The 13,651-nt window shown below is 71.6% G+C and carries 13 protein-coding genes; 3 read left to right on the top strand and 10 right to left on the bottom strand.

The window, feature by feature from the left end:
* The first annotated feature begins 229 nt into the window (after nt 1-229).
* On the top strand, nt 230-646 hold the full coding sequence (locus ACIRG9_RS00230; RefSeq protein ID WP_402847978.1) for a hypothetical protein: 417 nt from the start codon (nt 230-232) through the stop codon (nt 644-646).
* Here the strand turns inward: ACIRG9_RS00230 and ACIRG9_RS00225 are convergent, their stop codons facing one another.
* Nucleotides 647-1,723 carry an adenosine deaminase gene (locus ACIRG9_RS00225; protein WP_402847976.1) on the bottom strand — a complete coding sequence of 359 codons (1,077 nt, stop codon included), beginning with the start codon at nt 1,721-1,723 and terminating at the stop codon, nt 647-649. It lies immediately after the preceding gene.
* 123 nt (nt 1,724-1,846) lie between these two features.
* On the opposite strand from ACIRG9_RS00225, the gene ACIRG9_RS00220 reads away from it, so the two are divergent.
* Nucleotides 1,847-2,749: a putative RNA methyltransferase gene (locus ACIRG9_RS00220; protein ID WP_402847974.1), complete on the top strand. Its 903-nt coding sequence runs from the start codon at nt 1,847-1,849 to the stop codon at nt 2,747-2,749.
* Nucleotides 2,750-2,787: 38 nt separating this feature from the next.
* Here ACIRG9_RS00220 and ACIRG9_RS00215 read toward each other — a convergent pair whose 3' ends face one another.
* The 9 genes from ACIRG9_RS00215 to ACIRG9_RS00175 form a co-directional block, all read right to left on the bottom strand.
* A complete protein-coding gene (locus ACIRG9_RS00215) occupies nt 2,788-3,468 on the bottom strand; it encodes a DUF4272 domain-containing protein (RefSeq protein WP_402847972.1) in 681 nt (226 codons plus the stop codon).
* 111 nt (nt 3,469-3,579) lie between these two features.
* A complete protein-coding gene (locus ACIRG9_RS00210) occupies nt 3,580-4,860 on the bottom strand; it encodes a thymidine phosphorylase (protein WP_402847971.1) in 1,281 nt (426 codons plus the stop codon).
* A gap of 64 nt (nt 4,861-4,924) precedes the next feature.
* Nucleotides 4,925-5,632 carry a cytidine deaminase gene (locus ACIRG9_RS00205; protein ID WP_402847969.1) on the bottom strand — a complete coding sequence of 236 codons (708 nt, stop codon included), beginning with the start codon at nt 5,630-5,632 and terminating at the stop codon, nt 4,925-4,927.
* Nucleotides 5,633-5,768: 136 nt separating this feature from the next.
* Entirely contained in the window at nt 5,769-7,049 is a 1,281-nt protein-coding gene (locus tag ACIRG9_RS00200) for an ABC transporter permease (RefSeq protein WP_402847967.1), read from the bottom strand.
* Between the two features lie 3 nt (nt 7,050-7,052).
* Nucleotides 7,053-8,408, bottom strand: coding sequence for an ABC transporter permease (locus tag ACIRG9_RS00195; RefSeq protein ID WP_402847965.1), 1,356 nt, complete (start codon nt 8,406-8,408; stop codon nt 7,053-7,055).
* Nucleotides 8,405-9,898 (bottom strand): ABC transporter ATP-binding protein, encoded by a 1,494-nt coding sequence (locus ACIRG9_RS00190; protein ID WP_402850163.1) that lies wholly within the window; start codon nt 9,896-9,898, stop codon nt 8,405-8,407. Before ACIRG9_RS00190 ends, ACIRG9_RS00195 begins: the two co-directional genes overlap by 4 nt.
* 263 nt (nt 9,899-10,161) lie before the next feature.
* Nucleotides 10,162-11,232 (bottom strand): BMP family protein, encoded by a 1,071-nt coding sequence (locus tag ACIRG9_RS00185; RefSeq protein WP_402850160.1) that lies wholly within the window; start codon nt 11,230-11,232, stop codon nt 10,162-10,164.
* A 277-nt stretch (nt 11,233-11,509) separates the two neighbouring features.
* The gene (locus ACIRG9_RS00180; RefSeq protein ID WP_402847963.1) at nt 11,510-11,851 is read right to left on the bottom strand and encodes a hypothetical protein; all 342 of its coding nucleotides are present in this window, start codon (nt 11,849-11,851) and stop codon (nt 11,510-11,512) included.
* 71 nt (nt 11,852-11,922) lie between these two features.
* Entirely contained in the window at nt 11,923-12,930 is a 1,008-nt protein-coding gene (locus ACIRG9_RS00175) for a hypothetical protein (RefSeq protein WP_402847961.1), read from the bottom strand.
* A 99-nt stretch (nt 12,931-13,029) separates the two neighbouring features.
* On the opposite strand from ACIRG9_RS00175, the gene ACIRG9_RS00170 reads away from it, so the two are divergent.
* Nucleotides 13,030-13,620: a TetR/AcrR family transcriptional regulator gene (locus tag ACIRG9_RS00170; protein WP_402847959.1), complete on the top strand. Its 591-nt coding sequence runs from the start codon at nt 13,030-13,032 to the stop codon at nt 13,618-13,620.
* The last annotated feature ends 31 nt before the right edge of the window (nt 13,621-13,651 follow it).

The following is a 13,651-nucleotide window of genomic DNA, read 5'->3' as shown; positions in this document are numbered from 1 at the left end:
TTGATAGCAATCCGTCTGGCCGGAGTAACTCAAGGTAATGAAATTCCCTCACCGCGTCGTCCTCCTCGCCGGCCCCTCCGGTTCCGGAAAGTCGTACATCGCCCAACGAACCGGACTTCCGGTGCTGTGTTTGGACGACTTCTACAAGGACGGCGATGACCCTACGTTGCCGCGCCAAAGCGGACAGGTGGACTGGGAGTCACCACTGTCCTGGGATGCGGACGCAGCGGTGGAAACCATTGCCCGACTGGCCCGGGACGGCAAGGCCGAAGTGCCGGTTTATGCGATCGGCGCGGACCGCAGGGTGTCCACCCGGCCATTCGACGTCGCCGGATCTCCACTGTTCATCGCCGAAGGGATCTTCGCCGCCGAGATCGTCGAGGAGTGCCGCCGCCGCGGACTGGTCGCCGGGGCGTACGCGCTGCGCCGCCCGCGCGGGGCCACCTTCGTCCGCCGGCTCGCCCGCGACCTGTCCGAACAGCGCAAGGCGCCCCGGTTGCTGATCCAGCGCGGGATCACGCTGCTGCGTACCGAGCCGGCCGTGCTACGCCGGCAGACCGGGCTGGGCGCCGAGGCGGCCCGGGCCCGGCAGGTGCTGCGCCGGGTGGCCGGCCTGCTCGCCGGCCACCCGCACGCGCACCCGTGATCAGCCGAGCAACCTGGCGTACGCCGGCTTGATCACCTCGTCAATGATCTTCAGCCGCTCGTCGAACGGGATGAACGCGCTCTTCATCGCGTTGATCGTGAACCACTGGAGTTCCTTCCAGCCGTAGCCGAAGGCCTCCACCAGCAGCGCCATCTCCCGGGACATCGAGGTGCCGCTCATCAACCGGTTGTCGGTATTGACCGTCACCCGGAAGCGCAGGTCGCGCAGCAGCCCGATCGGGTGCTCGGCGATCGACGGCGCCGCCCCGGTCTGCACGTTCGACGAGGGGCACAGCTCCAGTGGGATCCGCTTGTCCCGGACGTACGAGGCCAGCCGGCCCAGCACCGGCGGCGGCCCCGGGGTGATGTCGTCGACGATCCGGACGCCGTGACCGAGCCGGTCCGCGCCGCACCACTGGATCGCCTGCCAGATCGACGGCAGCCCGAACGCCTCCCCGGCATGGATGGTGAAGTGGAAGTTCTCCCGCTGGAGGTACTCGAAGGCGTCAAGGTGCCGGGTGGGCGGGAAGCCTGCCTCGGCGCCGGCAATGTCGAATCCGACCACACCGGTGTCCCGGTGCCGGACGGCCAGCTCGGCGATCTCCTGTGAGCGGGCGGCGTGCCGCATCGCGGTGAGCAGGGTGCCGACCCGGATCGGGGTGCCGGCCTCGGCGGCCAGGGCGCTGCCCTCCACGAAGCCGGCCACCACGGCGTCGACCACCTCGTCCAGGGTCAGGTTCCGCTCCAGGTGCTGCTCGGGAGCGAACCGGACCTCCGCGTAGACCACGCCGTCGGCGGCCAGGTCGAGCGCGCACTCACGGGCGACCCGGCGCAGCGCGGGCGCGGTCTGCATGACAGCCACGGTGTGCGCGAACGTCTCCAGGTAGCGCTCCAGCGAGCCCGAGTTCGCCGCCTCGACGAACCAGCGGCCGAGCGCCTCCGGATCGGTGGTGGGCAGTTCGTGGCCGACCTCGGCGGCCAGCTCCACGATCGTCGCGGGCCGCAGACCGCCGTCGAGGTGATCGTGCAGCAGCGCCTTCGGGACCTTGACGATGTCCTCGTACCGGATTGCGACCATGCTCAGACACTATCCACCGGCGGTCCTGGTCCGACACGGGACCGGACCCGAGCAGGAGCCGGACCGACCGAACCGGCAAACTGGTCGGCATGCCATCGATTGTGGGATCGCCGGAGGTCTGAGGTGGACCCCCGGATCCTCGACCGGCTGCGCTGCCCGGTCTGCGCCGAGCCGGTGACCGAAACCACCGCCGGCACCGCCCGCGCCCTGCGCTGCCCGCGCCGGCACAGCTTCGACATCGCCCGCCAGGGATACGTCAACCTGCTCGCCGGCCGCGCCCCGCACACCGGGGACAGCGCCGAGATGGTCGCCGCCCGCGCCGAATTTCTCGCCGCCGGCCACTACGACACCGTCGCCGCCGCGCTCGCCGACAGCGCCGTCGAGGTGGTCGACGGAATACGGGCGGCCGGCGCGCCCACCACCGGCGCAGCGCCTCACCAGGATGACCGCACGTACCCCCTGGTGGTGGACGCCGGGGCCGGGACCGGCTGGTATCTCGCGGCGGTGCTGGCGGCGCTGCCGGACGCCGTCGGCCTGGCCCTGGACGTCGCCAAGCCGGCGCTGCGCCGGGCGGCCCGGGCCCACCCGCGTGCGGCGGCGGCGCTCGCCGACACCTGGCGCCGGCTGCCGCTGGCCGACCACTCCGCCGCCCTGCTGCTGAACGTCTTCGCGCCGCGCAACGGCCCGGAGTTCCACCGGGTCCTCGACCCGGCCGGCGCGCTGCTGGTGGTCACCCCGGCCACCGACCACCTCGCCGAGCTGGTCGACGCGCTCGACCTGCTCCGCGTGGACCCGGCCAAGGCGGACCGGGTGGCCGACAGCCTGGGCGCGCACTTCGCCGAGGAGTCGGCCACCGAGCACCGGGCCCGGCTGTCGCTGGGCCGCACCGAGGTGGCCACCCTGGTGGGGATGGGCCCGAGCGCCTGGCACACCGACCCGGCCCGGCTCGCCGAGCGCATCGCCGCGCTGCCCGAGCCGGTGCCGGTGACCCTCGCCGTAAGGCTCGGCGTGCACCGGCCACGCTGACCGCGGTCCGCCGCCCGCCCGGCGGGCGGCGGACCGCCTCAGGTGGAGAGGTCGACCTCTTCCCAGCCCGGCGGCTCCTCGTGGTACGGCCCGCGCAGCACCACCGCCCACTCCAGCGCCCACCGGCGCTGCCCGATCGCGTTCGCGTCCACCAGCCCGGGCAGCGCCCGCCCGGTGTCCTCCGACTCCAGGTACGCCCAGTCCAGGCAGTAGTGCAGATCGAGCAGGGCGGCGGCGTCGGCCGGATGCTGCGGCGCCGCCAGGATCCGGGCCCGCCACTGCGGGAAGGTCTCCCCGACGACCAGGTTCGGCATCCGCTCGACCAACCGCTCGTCCACCGGCACCGTCGGGTCCAGTTCCTTGGCCAACCCCAGCACCCAGGCCAGCGAGAAGAGCGCGTCATGGTGCAGCACGAACGAGCGGTGGTCGCCCTTGCCGCCCACGACGAACTGCCACTCGGGCGGAGTCACCGTGTCGACCAGGTGCGACTCCAGCAGCCAGCTCATCGCCGCCTGCGCGGGCATCCCGAAGCACCGGGCCAGGATCAGGTGCAGCACCGCGATCCGCGCCTCGATCTCGGCGGTGGGGCGCAGCTCGATCTCGTCCCCGGGCTCCCACACCAGCGGGAACTGCGGCGGCGGCAGCGGCAGACCCAGCCGGGACAGCTCGTCGAGGCTCGCCTCACGGACGGCCCGGGGATCCGGGGCGGGTACGCGCACGGCTCAGGTCCCTGTCTGCTCACGTCGGCTCATCGCCGATCGGTAACCCCCTGGCCAGGGAGAATAACCGTTCGGCGGGGCCAGCACCACGGCCCCGCCGCCGGTGGACGATCAGCCGATCCGCTCGATCACGAGCGGTGTCGGGGCCGGAGCGTCCGGGGCGATACGGATCGCCCGCCGCGCCTCGGCCAGCGCGGCCGGAATACGCTCCGCGTGCTCGGCGCGCAGCTCGTACAGGGGCTCGCCGGCGCGTACCGGGTCGCCGGGGCGCTTGTGCAGCACCACGCCGGCCGGGATGCTCACCGGGTCCTCCTTGCGGGCCCGGCCGGCCCCGAGGCGCCAGGCGGCCACTCCCATGGCGTACGCGTCGATCCCGGCGACGTAGCCGTCGGCGTCGGCGTGGACCACCTCGACCTCGTTGGCCGTGTGCATCGGGGCGTCCGGGTCGCCGCCCTGTGCCCGGATCATCGTCCGCCAGGAGTCCATCGCCCGGCCGTCACGCAGCGCCGCCGCCGGGTCGGCGTCCGGCAGCCCCGCGGCGTCGAGCATCTCCCGGGCCAGCGCCAGGGTCAGCTCCACCACGTCGGCCGGGCCACCGCCGGCGAGCACCTCGACCGACTCGGTCACCTCGACCGAGTTGCCGATGGCCAGGCCGAGCGGGGTGGACATGTCGGTGAGCAGGGCCGCCGTCCGCACCCCGTGCGCCTTACCCAGCTCCACCATGGTCCGGGCCAGTTCGCGGGCGTCGTCGACGGTCTTCATGAACGCGCCGGAGCCCACCTTCACGTCGAGCACCAGCGCGCCGGTACCCTCGGCGATCTTCTTGCTCATGATCGAGCTGGCGATCAGCGGGATCGCCTCCACCGTGCCGGTGACGTCGCGCAGCGCGTACAGCTTGCGGTCGGCCGGGGCCAGCCCGTCGCCGGCTGCGCAGATCACCGCGCCGGCGTCACGAAGCTGGGCGATGAACTCCGCGTTGCTCAGCGCGGCCCGCCAGCCGGGGATCGACTCCAGTTTGTCCAGCGTGCCACCGGTGTGGCCGAGACCCCGGCCGCTCAGCTGCGGCACCGCCGCGCCGCAGGCGGCGACGAGCGGGGTGAGCGGCAGGGTGATCTTGTCGCCGACGCCGCCGGTGGAGTGCTTGTCCACGGTCGGCCGGGTCACCGGCGAGAGGTCCAGCCGCTCCCCGCTGGCGATCATCGCAGCGGTCCACCGGGCGATCTCCGGCCCGGTCATGCCACGCAGCAGGATCGCCATGGCCAGCGCCGACATCTGCTCGTCGGCCACCAGCCCCCTGGTGTACGCGTCGACGACCCAGTCGATCTGCCCGTCGCTCAGCACGCCCCCGTCCCGCTTGGCCCGAATGACGTCAACCGCCGTAAAAGCACTCACTGCAAGTTCCAATCAGTAATCGCGGGCGGTCAGACCCACCCGCGAACAGTGACCACCGAAGACCTCAAGCACCGGACCAGCGGACCGGAATCTCCAGAGGCGGCTCGCCTTCTCCGGCCCAGAAGATCGTGCCCGACGCGTCCACCACGACGACCCGCGGCGTCCGGGCCAGCCCCCAGGTGATCGCCTCGGCCGGGTCGTCCCAGGTCGGCCCCTCCTCCAGCACGCCGGTCTCGGCGCCCTCGGTGTCCCCGGCCGACCGCTCCCAGTACGCCGTCCAGACCTGCTGCCCGGCGGAGAGGTCCGGGTGCACGAAGACCGTGCCCCGCCCCCGCCAGGCGGCCAGCCGGTCCGGCACCACGGGCACCGGGTGCTCGCCGGTCACCGCCTCGAGGTCGGCCACGTCGAACGCGTGCGGCAGCAGCTCGGCCATCCGCAGCGGACCGCCCGCGGCCTCGATCAGGCACTCCGGGCCGCCCTGCTCCCAGAGCAGCTGGCGGCACCGGCCGCAGGGCATGAGCGGCTCCCCGGTGGCGTCGACGCAGGAGAGGGCGACGATCCGGCCACCGCCGGTCGCGTGCAGCGAGGAGACCACCCCGCACTCGGCGCAGAGGACCACGCCGTACGCGGCGTTCTCCACGTTGCAGCCGACCACCACCCGGCCGTCGTCGACCAGGGCGGCCGCCCCGACCGGGAACTTCGAGTACGGCACGTACGCGTGCCGCATGACCTCGGTGGCGGCGGCCCGCAGCCGCTCCCAGTCGATCTCCATCACATCTCCCATTCTGCCCAATTCCCGCTGATCAGGCCCGCGCGGGGCGCGAAGGGTGGTCACGGCCACCGGACGCGCCCCGGAGACGGTCGTGCCCGGCGGGCCTCCCCCGCCGGGCACGCTGCGTCGTGGGCGGTCAGCCCTTGACGTACGGCTTGCCGTCGGCCGCCGGGGCCCGCACCTTGCCGACCAGCCCGGCCACGGCCAGGATCGTCGCCAGGTACGGCAGCATGGCCAGGAACTGGCTGGGAATGCTGCTGCCGACCGCGCCGAGGTACGTGGCGAGCTGGTCGGCGAAGCCGAAGAAGAGCGCCGCGAGCAGCGCCCCGGTCGGGCTCCACCGGCCGAAGATCAGCGCGGCGAGGGCGATGAAGCCCTTACCGCCGATCATGTTCTTGGTGAACGAGTACAGCGCCAGGGTGTACGAGGCGCCACCCACGCCGGCCACCAGCCCCGCCATGATCACGTTGCGGTAGCGCAGTCGCAGCACCTTCACGCCCAGCGTGTCGGCGGCCGTCGGGTGCTCGCCCACCGACCGGGTCCGCAGCCCCCACCGGGTACGGAACAGCGCGACGTGGATCACCAGCACCAGCAGCAGGCCGACGTAGAGGAAGATGTTGCTCCGGAACAGCGCCGGACCGAGCAGCGGGATGTCCTTGAGCAGCGGGATCTCCCAGTTGCTGAACCGGGGGGCGCTGTTGTATTTCGTCGCGTTCGCCTGCATCAGCCGCTCGTAGAGGAAGCCGGTGATGCCGACCGCGAGCAGGTTGAGCACGATGCCCATGACCACCTGGTCGACCAGGTAGCGAATGGCGAACACGGCGAGCAGGAGCGAGATGAACGCGCCGCCGATCGCGGCGGCGACCAGCCCGACCCAGACGTTGCCGGAGAGGCTGCCGAAGAGCGCGCCGGAGAAGGCGCCCATCAGCAGCTGGCCCTCGATCGCCACGTTGACCACGCCGGACCGCTCGCAGAGCACGCCGGCCAGCGAGCCGAAGATCAGCGGCAGGGCCAGCAGGAAGGTGCCGCGGACGATGTTGACCAACGGCATGAAGTTGCGGCCCTCGGGGGCGGCGGAGACCTGCCAGCAGAGGAAGCTCACCACGAAGGCGACCAGCCCGACGCCGAGCACCAGGGTGAACCACCGCTTCGGCACCCCGGCGAGCAGGGCGGCGCCGGCTGCGGCGGCGATGATCCCGAACAGGATCGCGCCGGTCGTGCCGTGGATCGTCAGGGCGGCACCGCCCTCGGTCTCGCTGAGCGTGAACCGGGCCTCCTGATCAGTGGCGAGCGCCCCGAAGAGCCCCGCCGCGAGCACGCCCAGCGCCAGCAGAACCATCCCGATCTTGCGGGTGCGGGTCCAGAAGCCCTCGTCGACCGCGGTGACGGCGACCTCGGGGACAGTCATGGTGGACATGCCTCACCAGCCCTTCGCGAGGCTCGTCTGCAGCCGGGCCGCGCGGGCCGCCCGGAGCTGGAAGATCGCCTTCACCAGGGCCGGCGCGGCGATGAAGATGACGATGAGCGCCTGGAGCACGGTGACCAGCTCCAGGGAGATCCCGGAGTACGACTGCATCCGGTTGCCGCCCGCCTGGAGCGCCCCGAAGAGCAGCGCGGCCATCAGCACGCCCCACGGCTTCACCCGGCCGAGCAGCGCGACCAGGATGCCGTCGAAGCCGATCTGCGCGACCACCTGCGGGGTGAGCGAGTTCGCCGTCGAGCCGAGCACCATGTTCGAGCCGCCGAGGCCGGCCAGCACGCCGGCGATCACCATGACCAGCACGTACGTCTTCGTGACGCTGATGCCCGCGGTCCGGGCGGCATCCGGGTTGGCGCCGACCGCGCGGAACTCGAAGCCGAGCGTCGAGCGGTTCAGCAGCCAGGCGACGAACCCGGTGGCCAGCACCGCGAGCAGGATGCCGGCGTGCACCCGCAGGTCGTTGCCGAGCAGCCGGGGCAGTTGGGCGGAGCCGTCGACCGGCTTGCTGATTGCGTCGGAGCGGGTGGGGCTGTGCACCCCGTCCTGAAGGATGATCCAGGCCAGGAAGTAGACCCCGACGTAGTTCAGCATGATCGTGTTGATCACCTCGTGGGCGCCGGTTCGCGCCTTGAGGATGCCGGGGATGAAGCCCCAGATGGCACCGCCGACCGCGCCGGCGAGCAGCGCGACGAGCAGGTGCAACCCCGGCGGCAGCGGCAGCGCGAAGCCGGCGGCGGCGGCGAGAACGACGCCGACCGTCGCTTGGCCCTGGGCGCCGATGTTGAACAGGCCGCCGCGGAAGGCGAGCGCCACCGACAGGCCGGTGAAGACCAGCGGCGCGGCGTAGGTGAGCGTCTCCGAGATCGGGCTCAGCGCGGCGGTGAAGCCGGACGCCTCCGGGTCGAAGATCGCGCCCTTGAACAGATTCGCGTACGCATCGCTGACCACGGACCAGCTCGAGTTGAGCGCGTCCGACGGCCGGGCGGTGATGTAGCTGTAGGTGGCCAGCACGTCCGGGGCGGAGATGATGATCAGCACCGCGCCGACCAGCATCGCCAGCAGCACAGCGAGCACGGTCACGGTGACCGTGTTCGCCGCCCAGAGGTTCTCCAGGAACAGCCGGCCCAGCGAGGGGCGGGGCTCCGCGGCGGACTCCTTGGTCGCGGTGGCGGTCACCGCACGCTCGCCGTCGCCGGCGCGCGCGGTCGGGATCGCCCGCGCCTCGCTCCGCGCCTCCTGCGTCTCGGTCGCCAGTTCCTTGTCCGGCGAGCCCGACACGGCATTGGGGTTGCTCATGCCTCTTCCTCGTTGCCAGGGCCATCGGGGGTCGCGGTGGCGGTGTCCGGGGTGATGCCGGCCATCAGCAGGCCGATCTCCTCGCGCGGGGTGTCCGGGCCGACCACGCCGATGATCCGCCCGCGGTACATCACCGCGATCCGGTCGGCCAGGCCGATCACCTCGTCCAGCTCGCTGGAGACCACCATGACGGCGGTACCGATGTCCCGCTCGCGGATCACCCGGCTGTGGATGAACTCGATCGAGCCGACGTCGACGCCCCGGGTCGGCTGCGCGGCGATGAAGAGCTTCAGCGGCCGGGACAGCTCCCGGGCCACGATCACCTTCTGCTGGTTACCACCGGACAGGGTGCCCACCGGCGTGTCCGCCGAGGAGGTGCGGACGTCGAACTGCTCGATCCGCTCCTTCGCCGACTTCGCGATGGCGTCCGGCTTGAGCGACAGGCCCTTGCCGAACGGCGGCTGGTCGTAGATGTCCAGCACCAGGTTCTCCGCGACGGAGAACTCCTTGACCAGGCCGTCGACGCTGCGGTCCTCCGGCACGTAGCCGACGCCGGCGCGGAGCACCTTCTTGGTCGGCCAGCCGTGCACGGCCTCGCCGTCCAGAGCGACGGTGCCGGCGAGCGCGGGTCGCAGGCCCATGATCGCCTCGATCAGCTCGGTCTGGCCGTTGCCCTGCACGCCCGCGATGCCGAGCACCTCACCGGCGTGCACGGTCAGGTCGACGCCGTCGACCGCGCGTACCTGCCGGTCGTCGTCGACGACCAGGCCGGCCACCTCGAGGATCGGCTTGCCCGGCTTGGCCGGCTGCTTGTCGACCGTCAGCCGGACGCTGCGGCCCACCATCAGCGCGGCCAGCTCGTCCCGGCTGGCGCTCGGGTCGGCGGTGCCGACCGTCTTGCCGCGCCGGATCACCGTGATCCGGTCCGCGATGGCCTTCACCTCGCCCAGCTTGTGGGTGATGAAGACGATCGACTTGCCGGCGGCCTTGAGCGACCGCATGACCGTGAGCAGTTCCTCGGTCTCCTGCGGGGTGAGCACCGCGGTGGGCTCGTCGAGGATCAGCAGGTCGACGTCGCGGGTGAGCGCCTTGACGATCTCCACCCGCTGCTGGATGCCGACCGGCAGGTCCTCGATCACCGCGTCCGGGTCGACCCGGAGGTTGTACCGCTCGGAGACCTCGGCCACCTCGCGGCGGGCACGCCGGCGGTCGAGGAAGCCGCTGAAGCCGCCCCTGACGTGCTCGGCGCCGAGCATGACGTTCTCCGCCACGGTGAACACCGGCACCAGCATGAAGTGCTGGTGCACCATGCCGATCCCGGCCGCGATGGCGTCCGACGGGCCCTTCAGCTTCAGCGGCTCGCCGTCGACCAGGATCTCGCCCTCGTCGGGCTGGTAGAGCCCGTAGAGCACGTTCATCAGGGTCGACTTGCCGGCGCCGTTCTCGCCGAGCAGGGCGTGGATCTCTCCAGGCTCCACCGTCAGGTCGATGTGGTCATTCGCGACCAGGTCACCGAACCGCTTGGTGATGCCGCGCAGTTCGAGTCTCAGCGCAACCTCCGGGAGTGCGAGCGATGGTGCAGCGTAGCTGCTGCCGCGCCGGCCATCGAGCCGGATCGGTTCCTTGCGGGTAAGGGGGACCGGCCGCCCCGGCGCCGCGGAGCTTGTCCCACGTACGTCGAAGCGGCCGGATTCGTGCCTGGTGCCCGCCGGCCGCCGCGGCCGGTGATCTCAGCGCGGCGGCCGGCGGATCGTCACTCCGTGACCGGCTGGGCCTTAGAGGTGATCTTGATGGTGCCGGCGGCGATGTCCGCCTTGATCTTCTCGAGCTCGGCCTTCACGTCCGCCGGGACCTTGCTGTCGAACTCGTGGAACGGGGCGAGCGACACGCCGTTGTCGGCCAGGGTGCCGATGTAGCCCGGCTTGGCCTGGAGCTTCTCGCCCTTGGCGGCCGTGAGCACGGCGTCCTTGACGGCGCCCTGGATGTTCTTGACGACCGTGGTCATCAGCGCCGAGCAGTTCGGGGTGCTCTCGCAGCCGTCGGTGTCGACCCAGATCACCGAGTACTTGCCACCGGAGGCCTGGGCGGCGGCGGTGGTGCCGAGACCGGCGCCACCGGCAACCGGCATGACGATGTCCGCGCCCTGGGCGACCAGGGTGTCGGAGACCTTCTTGCCCTCGTCCTGCTTGGTGAAGTCGTTGGTGAAGGAGCCCTTCTGGGTCGCCTTGTCCCAACCGAGGACCTGGACGTTCTTGCCCTTGGCCTGGTTGTAGTAGGCCACGCCGTCGGCGAAGCCGTCCATGAAGATGGTCACCGGCGGGATCGGCAGGCCGCCGTAGGTGCCGACCTTGCCGGTCTTGCTCATGCTGGCCGCCAGGTAACCGGCCTGGAAGGCGGCCTGGGTGGTGTCGAACTGCATCGGGTAGATGTTGTCCACGCCCGGGTTGGCGTCCACGATGCCGAACTGCTGGTCCGGGTGCGCCGCGGCGGCCTTCTTGGTGGCGTCCTGCATCAGGCCACCGACGGCCAGGATGAAGTCGCACTTCTGGTTGACGAAGCCGTTGAGGTTGACCTCGTAGTCCGCCTCTTGGTGCGAGGCGACGTACTTGGGGTCGATGTTGTCGTTGGCCGCCTTGGCCGCCTCGAGGCCCTTCCAGGCGGAGGTGTTGAACGACTTGTCGTCAATGCCGCCGGTGTCCGTCACCATGCAGGCGACGAACTTCTTGGCGCCGGTGCCACCGGCGTTGTCCTTGGGGGCCTCACCACACGCGGCGGCGCCCAGCACAAGGCCACCTGCCACGAAGGCGGAGGCGACGATCCGCATCCCACGCACAGAGCGCAAGACGACTCCTTCCCATTGCACACCGCGTTATGCGCGGTGGCAGCCCTTTCGCCGGCCTGCGGTGTGCCTGCCGGCGTCCCACGTTACGGACGGGAGCGTACGCTCGCGCCCACCCACCGGCCGACAATCGTGCACGACTGTTGAGCGTCCGTTACCCCTACGTAACCGTCGGGTGGGGGAAATCACTTTGCCCGCCGTCAGGCTTCCGCTTCAGTGTCCTGAACGTCCGTTTCCCGTGGCGTTTCCGCTGCTGGCGAGGCTACCTCCAGAAGACCGCCACGGCCGCGTTGGCCAAGGTCAGCCCAATGATCGCGAGGAAGTGACCGCGGTTGACCGACTCCCGTTTCCGGGAGAAGAAGACCATGACGAAGATCAGCAGCGCGAGCACCAACTTGGTAACAAGTTTTGCCGGTGCCGGCTCGTGCCCGTCGCGCAGCGGCGCGGCCAGACCGGCCCCGGTCACCAGCCCGATCACCGAGCCCCAGAGCATCGCCGCGTTGATCCGCAGCCGGCCGCTGACGTACTGGGCGATCGAGCCACCGAGCAGCAGCGCGAACCCGATCAGATGGACGTAGAGAAGTACCAGGCGAAGAGCTTCCACGGCGCCCATCCTCCCCCATCAACTCCCCCCGATCAACGACGGCCTGTAGTAGCCCGCGTGCCGAGCTGCCGTCATACCGTGATCTCGGCGGGTCGCCCCGGATCGGCCGCCGGGGCGGCGCCCCCGCCCGTCCGGAACCGACCGGACGCCACCAGGAGCAGGCCGAGCAGCGCGTAGCCGGCCAACACGGCGAGGGACCGGGACGCGCCGGCACCGTCGAAGTACGCCGCCGAGCGCAGCAGCGTGCCACCCGCCCCGACCGGCAGGAACTGCCCGATCAGCCCCCACGGCTGTGGTAGCAGCTCGGGGGCGGCGCTCACCGCGGAGAGCGGGTTGCCGACCAGGAACACCAGCAGCGCGCCGAGGCCGATGCCGGGGCCGCCGAGCAGTGCCCCGAGCCCGGCCACGAGGCCGGCAGCGGCCAGCGCGAACAGGGCGATCGCGCCCGCCTCGCGCATCGGGTCGCCGGTCAGGACGCCGAGCCAGCCGTGCAGCACCGCCGCTCCGGCCAGGCCGGCCAGGACGGCGTAGCCGAGCAGCCCCAGCAGCCGGGCGCCGCGACCGGCGACCAGGAAGGTGAGCAGCGCCCCGGCCAGCATGCTGGTCAGCGCCAACGGGAGGAAACCGGCGGCAAACCCGGCACCGCGCGGGTCGTCCGGCGCGGCCGGCACGACCTGCACCACGGAGACCGGACGGCCGGCGGAGAGCTGGGCGGCGGCCTCGGTGAGCAGCGCGGCGACGGTGGGGCTGGCCGCCGGAGCGGTGTGCAGGGCGATCCCGTCCGGGCCGGCGACGAAGGCGGCGTACACCTCCCGGTCGCGCAGCGCCCGGTCGGCGGCCGCCGCGTCGGGCAGCGTGGTCACCTCGAACGCGCCCGGCCGGGCAGCGGTGAGCCGGCCGGCCAGTTCGGCCGCCGCGGGCGGCGGCCCGGCCACGGCGATCGGCAGGTCGCGCGGTGCCAGGTTCGCCGCCGGCGCGGCGAAGAGCGGTACGAGCAGCGCCTGCACCGCCACCGCAAGGGCGGCGAGCAGGACAGCGAGCAGCCAGGGCGAGCGGACCCGGAACGGGTGAGTGGCCATCTCCGCCTCCTAAAAAACGAACGTTCATTCTCTTAGGGCAAGAGTGCGCCGCCGACCGGCTCCCGGTCAAGAACGAACGTTCGTTTTATGCTCTACGGCATGCCACGCGTATCGGACGAACACCTCGCGGCCCGCCGTCAGCAGATCCTGGACGCGGCCCGGCGGTGCTTCCTGCGCGACGGCTTCCACAACACCTCGATGCAGGACGTGATCGCCGAGGCGGGACTGTCGGTCGGCGCGGTCTACCGCTACTTCCCGAGCAAGAACGACCTGATCACCTCGATCGCCCAGACGGTGATCGGCGGGGCGGACGAGATCTTTGCCGAGCTGGCCCGGCACGAGCCGCCGCTGCCCCTCACCGAGGCGTTGGAGCGGGCGCTGATCTACGTGGACAGCCAGACCGGCGAGGACGGCGTACTCCGGCTGGCGATCCAGGTGTGGAGCGAGGCGCTGCGCGATCCCGCGCTCGCCGAGTTCGTCCGGGCGACGTACACCGGTTTCCGGGAGCACTTCGTGGCGATGGCCCGACGCGCCCGCGAGGCCGGCGAACTGCCCCCGGAGGCCGACCCGGCGGCGGTCGGGACGGCCCTGTTCGGCCTGGTCCCCGGTTATTTCATGCAGCGCATCCTGACCGGCTCCCCCGACCGTGCCAGCTACCTCGCGGGCGTCCGCACCCTGCTCGCCAGGTGACCGGTTGGTAGGTGGCCCCTGAAGGCCCTTC

The organism is Micromonospora sp. NPDC093277, from assembly GCF_044765245.1.
Taxonomy (GTDB): Bacteria; Actinomycetota; Actinomycetes; order Mycobacteriales; family Micromonosporaceae; genus Micromonospora.
This window is presented reverse-complemented; position numbering and strand designations above follow the sequence as displayed.